Source organism: Persicitalea sp., assembly GCF_041751555.1.
In the GTDB taxonomy this organism is placed as follows: Bacteria; Bacteroidota; Bacteroidia; order Cytophagales; family Spirosomataceae; genus Persicitalea.
This window is the reverse complement of the sequence record NZ_JBGSXF010000703.1, coordinates 1-5704: the sequence shown is the minus strand read 5'-3', so window position 1 is coordinate 5704 and position 5704 is coordinate 1. Positions and strand designations below refer to the sequence as shown.

The following is a 5704-nucleotide window of genomic DNA, read 5'->3' as shown; positions in this document are numbered from 1 at the left end:
CCGCAACTGGAATTTTCCATTTCCCGCTTTCCATTTTCCACTCTCCACTTTCAATTTTCCATTTTCTGCGTCGGGACCCCCTGTTTTTGTAGCAACCCTGGTACAGCAATTATGACGTAACCCTTGCTGTCACAGTAAGTTACCCCATTTGTACCATGTACCACGCATTTTCGTAGAATGTGTATTACACCCGCGCAGCACGTGGCCAATGCCCACACCCACGATCAACCATCAGCCATCAACGATCAACGATCAACCATCTAAATTATCAAACATCTACCCGGCCATGAGCCGGAAACGTTGCAAGAATAGCACGCACATGCAGAGATGGTCAATGGATTTCTGGCCTGATGTAGTTAGCACATCAAACAAAAAGAATCGCAATTTTGCATGACTGACCCCATGATTCTACGAACGAAGATTAAGATCAGACGCAAAAAAATCAGTTTTTTTCCGATCAAGAACCGAGAAATATCAACGGCCGAACAACGGATTTCCCTTGTCTCGCCGATAATCGAAATAGTCTCGCCGCCGATAAAATATCGGCGTGATAGTCGCCAACCTTAATACAACCCGCCAGTTTTGATTTGTGTTTTCATAAACATTTAGGCTCCATGAAGATAAATGAGTTTGTTTATTGCCAGGCAAGAGTTGAGATCGTCTAATACGATGCGTTTCGAGCCATGCGAACGCTGCTTTCCAAATCTTGTAATGCTCTGACAATGGCCGCCGGCGTATCAAATTGGATTTGACGGATCTTAGATTCGACGCTGCCTCTTAATGTAACCCGTCCACGTTTTACGATACTAGAGACACCACGATTCTCAGGCAAATTTTCTTTTTGAACAAAGGCAAGTATTGCCTCCCCGAACTCTTCCTTGGCGCTGTTGAAAGTTTCGTCATGGCGGGCGCGGGCGGCGGACGAGTATAGGTAGTAAACGTTTTCTAGCGGGCCGATAATTGCTGCTTGCAGCTTTTCGGCCCTTTGACTGACGGAATCGGTAGCCGAGTCGTCTAACACTTTATTGAATTCAGTAAGCATTCGATTTCTAACTTCGGAGGAATTGACGTTGATTGGTGGCGGCTGTCCCGTAATACATGGCACGTCACATACTTCACCATCAGACTTTAGCGAAACTAGTAGACTTGATCTCTTGTCGAACCATTGTTGCCCTGACTTAATGCGTGCAATAAAAGTAAAGTCAACGAGCCAAGTCCGGCTAATGTCGTTTTCTTCGTCAGCCTTAGTGGCCTTTTGGATTTTATGTTTTACGACCTGAATCTCTTTACATATCATTCCTTCGGCGGCACACTGTTCCGACTGAATGCGTGATTTAAGGAAATCAATGGCTTTCTGAGGCGGCGTGTCCCACGGATCCTCTGTATTGGCTCCCGTTACATTGCCGATGCCCGTCTCGCTTGTCGGGGAAACACTCGGCCAGCTACTCCTCATGTTCGCCTGAGCATCAGTTGGGGGTGTTGTTTGTTTGGAATCTCCTGGCACTTCCGAATTCCCGGAGCAAGATGCCAGAAAGCTCCCAAGCACGACCAACAGCAAACCCGTTCCGCTTGGTAATCGTCCTTTCATGTTTTGAGTCTTCAATGCTTTTATTACTCCTATTTCATCAGGACCTCGCTGTTCCCGCAGGTTTGGCTCGTCCTTTCTAAGAGCAGGCCCGATGACGCGATATTCAAGAAATCCCGGCTGAAGCGTTTCCGAGGTTAGGTCAGTGCGCTCTAGAACCACGCGGTCACTTCTCTAATTACAGCCGTCATCGATTCCGAGGACTTAATAAGAACGTCCTGCGAATTGGAATCTGCACGATTCAAGGCCGAAGAAATCTTACTTTTAAGAACAGACCGCGCATGGTATATATTCGACCTTCTCGATTGTAGACTCGAATAACCTGATACAAATGCTCGTGACCTTGCGCAATTACAGAAAACGTGTTTTTTCAACGCCGACAAAATTGTGCAACATTGTTACACCCAATACCATTACCTAGAGAACAAGCTCTGCTCCAGTCATCGCAAGCAGAATTATCACTCAGATAAAACTTGGCGGTTCCACGGTTCAAATATGATCGTTCAGAAGAAGGCATAAATCCAATAGCCCTAGTGTATTCTTGCATTGCCCCGCGATAGTCTTTCCAGGAATCTTTGATAACACCGCGTTTGTAATAAAGCACGTCGGGAGCGATTACAGATGATATTGATTGCACAGCTTTGTCGTAGTCTGCCATTGCTTCGCTTAGTTTATTTTGACGGTGTTTAATATTGCCCCGAACAAAATAGCCCTCTCCAAGTTTAGGGTTAAGGTTGATGCCTTTTTCGCAATCTTGCACTGCCTTGACTAAATCTGCTAACCCTTCCGCAAAAGCATCGTCGGTAGTCAGATGCCATGCCCGTGCGAGATATGCGTCTGCATAGCCAGGCTTGAGTTCAATGGCTTTGTCGAAATCTTTAAGGATGATCTGTATTGCCGCTTTCTGAGAGTTTGATGGTACGGCGGCAGACAGAATTTGCCTGGCCGTTCCGCGCCGGTAATACGCTTCAGCAAAATCCAGCCTGAGTTCAATTGTTTTGTTAAAATCATTTATCGCGTCAATTAAATCTTTAATAATCGTCGTAGCGATAGAGCTTCTGTTTTCAAGAGATACGTCTCTGCGAAGATTCAATTTAACGCGATCCAATGTGGAAACACCACTATTAAAGTATTTTTGGGCTTCCTCCTGCGTTTGTGGCGCTGCATCGGGTTTCTTTTCGGAAGTCGTAGATTTCTTCGCGGTTTTCGAATTAGTGGATTTCTTCGTGGCGGCCTTTTGCGCAAACAACAGTGACGGGAAAAGCAGGATCAGCCCAACAACCAAAGCGACTGCGAAACCGAGATTTTTAATGTTTATCGTCAAACGACAACACCTTTCCCAAAACTGGCAAATCTTCATCTTTCTTCTCCTCCAAAATAAATATTCTATGGACACTTCCCGTTGATGCAGGCAAACTCGACGATTCTGTGGTATTGGTTTACCCCGAAATTCGGGGTATCAATTACCGTGCCAAAACCGGCCACGCTTCGCGTAATCTGATTGACGATGGCACAATCCGTAAGGTTTAAACTCTATGGAGATAGCCCGTGTTCGCTTTTCATCCGCTGAGACTACTTTCCGAGATAAACCCAAAATGGCTGAACAGCCACGACTGCTTGTCTACAGTTTCCGACAATACCCTCTTCCTGGTTGTAAACTCGCCATCCTTTCATTGCTTCACCGTCGTGTTCTTCGGTGGATGGGTATTCAACTTCCTGAAGCCAATTCCACGCAAAATCGCTGGCCTCTCGCGATCCTATAGGTTCCGAGAATTTCGTTGCACCGGAAACCTTGAGACCATCTGGGCTCCACGCGTCATCCAGTGTTTCCCATGGCTGGACGCTGAAAAATACAACTCCATAACGTTGATCGATCAAATAGTGAGTCGCGGACTTCTCGCCAACTAACCTGTCAGTGAAGGCGATTCGAATGACCTGAGACAAATGGTCGTAACCTTGCGCAAAAACATCCACGCAAAAGTTATATGTTAAGCGTCCGTTTCGCTTTCCATATTCGTAAGGCTCTTCATTCATAGATTGTTCGCGTACCTGGGGTTAGCGGCCTAGCCTACCTGGTTGAATTGTCGTCGGGCCTGCTTGAACCGTTTGCTGGAACTGGCATTTCACTCTGAAAACAGGTCACTGCTTGGTTGATATTTAGCCAATTGTATCCTGCCCATTCGTTTTTGGCGTCATTATAATATCGGACCCTGACCCAACCACTTTCCCTTTCGACAGCTTCAATCTTAAATTGCCTGTGCCACTTAATGTCCATTGGCGTATCCATCGAGGGAATGAGACAGCTATAATATTTTCCTTCCTCAACGAATTTTGGAACACTGGCCCCGACTGTCGGTCCGACAACATCGGAAAGACCACCCCCATCTCCTTTGAAACAATTCAGCAACAACAACCCCGCGATAACCAGAAGCATTACCTTTACAAATCTGTCCTTCATAGTTTCTCTCGTTTGAAGATCACAACGCCATCGGGTCTATCTTTATCTCGCAGTTTCCTCGGATTACGGCAAATATACTCAACTCCTAACTTTTCGTCAACAGGATTTTCCACAGCAGCAACTGATGAAACCCACATCATTCGTTTTTTTTCGGTGCTATTCCTGTTGGCTAAACGCCCGATGGTACACACGCGAGCGGCGACATGCGAGTTCGCAAGTATCCGGCTTATTCGTCTTCCCTACGGCAACTCCGTTTGCGGATGGATCCTGTCGGGAATCATCAACGATCTCGCCACCTTTGGCGGGTTTACATTTCAAACCCAGAAACCCGCTCAACCAGAGCTCGCACACGAAGCGGGTCGAGTTCCGTGAAATTGCGACAGATCCCGGTCGCCACCAGAAAGCAGTCCGCATGAGGCAAATAGTCGCCAATGTTCTCTGGGGTGATGCCGCTCGCGATTGCCAACGGCGTGTCGCCTAACGTCAGTTTCATTCGTCGGATCTTCTCAATCTCCGCTGCGTGCCCAGTGCCCGGACCGCTCGTCGTAACAACGTCCATGTATCGAGCAGCCGCCCGACACGCCGCCTCAAGTTCCTCGACAGGTCTCTGATATTTAAAAGCAACCCCGCCAAAGTATAGGCAATTTGGTACACGCGAATCCCGAACGGCCAGGACGCTCTCAGCATAGAGTTGTTGATTCCGAAATTCCTGGACACCAGCGTCATCGGCCCACACCCCGCTGACTTGTTCCGAAACCACTCCGAATACCTGCTTAGCTGACATCCCCAGACAATTGACGCCGACCCACCAGCCGTTCTGCATTTCGGCAACCGCTGAGTGAATTTCAAGCAGCTTCTCGTCAGACATTCCATGGTTGATCAGAAATACCCCGTCCGCACCCGCCTCACGCGCGACCTGAGCATTCCGCTGGGCCTGCTTTAGAGACGCGACATGGATGACCGGCAAGACGACGTGATGGTCGAGGAATGTTCGTCGGTATAACCCTAATCGGCTAATCATGATTAACGCGTTGCCAAAGGAAATTAGCGGTCATCTATGAAGCTGCATAACGGTTTCGACGAACCTTGTAAACCCCTGAGCTGTTATCCTTCACTAATTCACCCTACTATTTGGCGAATTCCACTTAACACACAGGTTAACCCTAAAGTCAAGGCTCATAGGTGACGGGTGACAGGTGACAGGTGACGAGTGACTTGTGGTAGATCGAGGCGATCATCTGTTCGTGCAAGACCGGTGCCCGCTAATGCAACCAGATCGGCTCATTTTCGACTATTCAAAATGGCTGGCCGTGCAATCAGGCTTCCAGAAACTGCGGCCTTTCGGCCCAGCTCTCCTGACCCCCCGCACAAGCCCAAAGTCACCGCTTCCGCGCAACGGCAACGATCGAAACGCCGAAGAGGAAATTCATGGTGGATTTGGGAGTCAGGCCTACTTTATTACGATTCTTCGCGGACTTCATTCTGTACGCCTCAGCCGCTGTACGTCCCCGGCCTGAACTATCCTGACCGAGCCGTCGGCCATTCTTACGCGGAGAGCTCCGTTTTCTTCAAGGCCGTCGGTAATGCCATCGAATCCGGTTCCATCAAGCGTTACGCTCACGGGTTTCCCGAGAAAATACGAGGAACGCTGACGCCATTGG

The 5704-nt window shown here is 48.2% G+C and carries 6 protein-coding genes; all 6 read right to left on the bottom strand.

Annotated elements, in window-relative coordinates; genetic code table 11:
* Positions 1-661: 661 nt before the first annotated feature.
* Positions 662-1588 carry a hypothetical protein gene (locus ACEW8P_RS24615; protein WP_373515713.1) on the bottom strand — a complete coding sequence of 309 codons (927 nt, stop codon included), beginning with the start codon at positions 1586-1588 and terminating at the stop codon, positions 662-664.
* A gap of 367 nt (positions 1589-1955) precedes the next feature.
* Positions 1956-2909 carry a hypothetical protein gene (locus tag ACEW8P_RS24610; protein ID WP_373515712.1) on the bottom strand — a complete coding sequence of 318 codons (954 nt, stop codon included), beginning with the start codon at positions 2907-2909 and terminating at the stop codon, positions 1956-1958.
* A gap of 248 nt (positions 2910-3157) precedes the next feature.
* A complete protein-coding gene (locus ACEW8P_RS24605) occupies positions 3158-3619 on the bottom strand; it encodes a hypothetical protein (RefSeq protein WP_373515711.1) in 462 nt (153 codons plus the stop codon).
* Positions 3620-3653: 34 nt separating this feature from the next.
* Positions 3654-4043, bottom strand: coding sequence for a hypothetical protein (locus ACEW8P_RS24600; protein ID WP_373515710.1), 390 nt, complete (start codon positions 4041-4043; stop codon positions 3654-3656).
* Positions 4044-4350: 307 nt separating this feature from the next.
* A complete protein-coding gene (locus ACEW8P_RS24595; protein WP_373515709.1) occupies positions 4351-5064 on the bottom strand; it encodes a BtpA/SgcQ family protein in 714 nt (237 codons plus the stop codon).
* A gap of 456 nt (positions 5065-5520) precedes the next feature.
* Positions 5521-5704, bottom strand: a 184-nt coding sequence (locus ACEW8P_RS24590) for a hypothetical protein (RefSeq protein ID WP_373515708.1), incomplete at its 5' end; no start/stop codon positions are given.

What these genes read in the sequence shown, in the direction of transcription:
- ACEW8P_RS24615 (WP_373515713.1), bottom strand. Translation starts at nt 1,588, where the DNA reads ATGAAAGGACGATTACCAAGCGGAACGGGTTTGCTGTTGGTCGTGCTT.
- ACEW8P_RS24605 (WP_373515711.1), bottom strand. Translation starts at nt 3,619, where the DNA reads ATGAATGAAGAGCCTTACGAATATGGAAAGCGAAACGGACGCTTAACA.
- ACEW8P_RS24600 (WP_373515710.1), bottom strand. Translation starts at nt 4,043, where the DNA reads ATGAAGGACAGATTTGTAAAGGTAATGCTTCTGGTTATCGCGGGGTTG.
- ACEW8P_RS24595 (WP_373515709.1), bottom strand. Translation starts at nt 5,064, where the DNA reads ATGATTAGCCGATTAGGGTTATACCGACGAACATTCCTCGACCATCAC.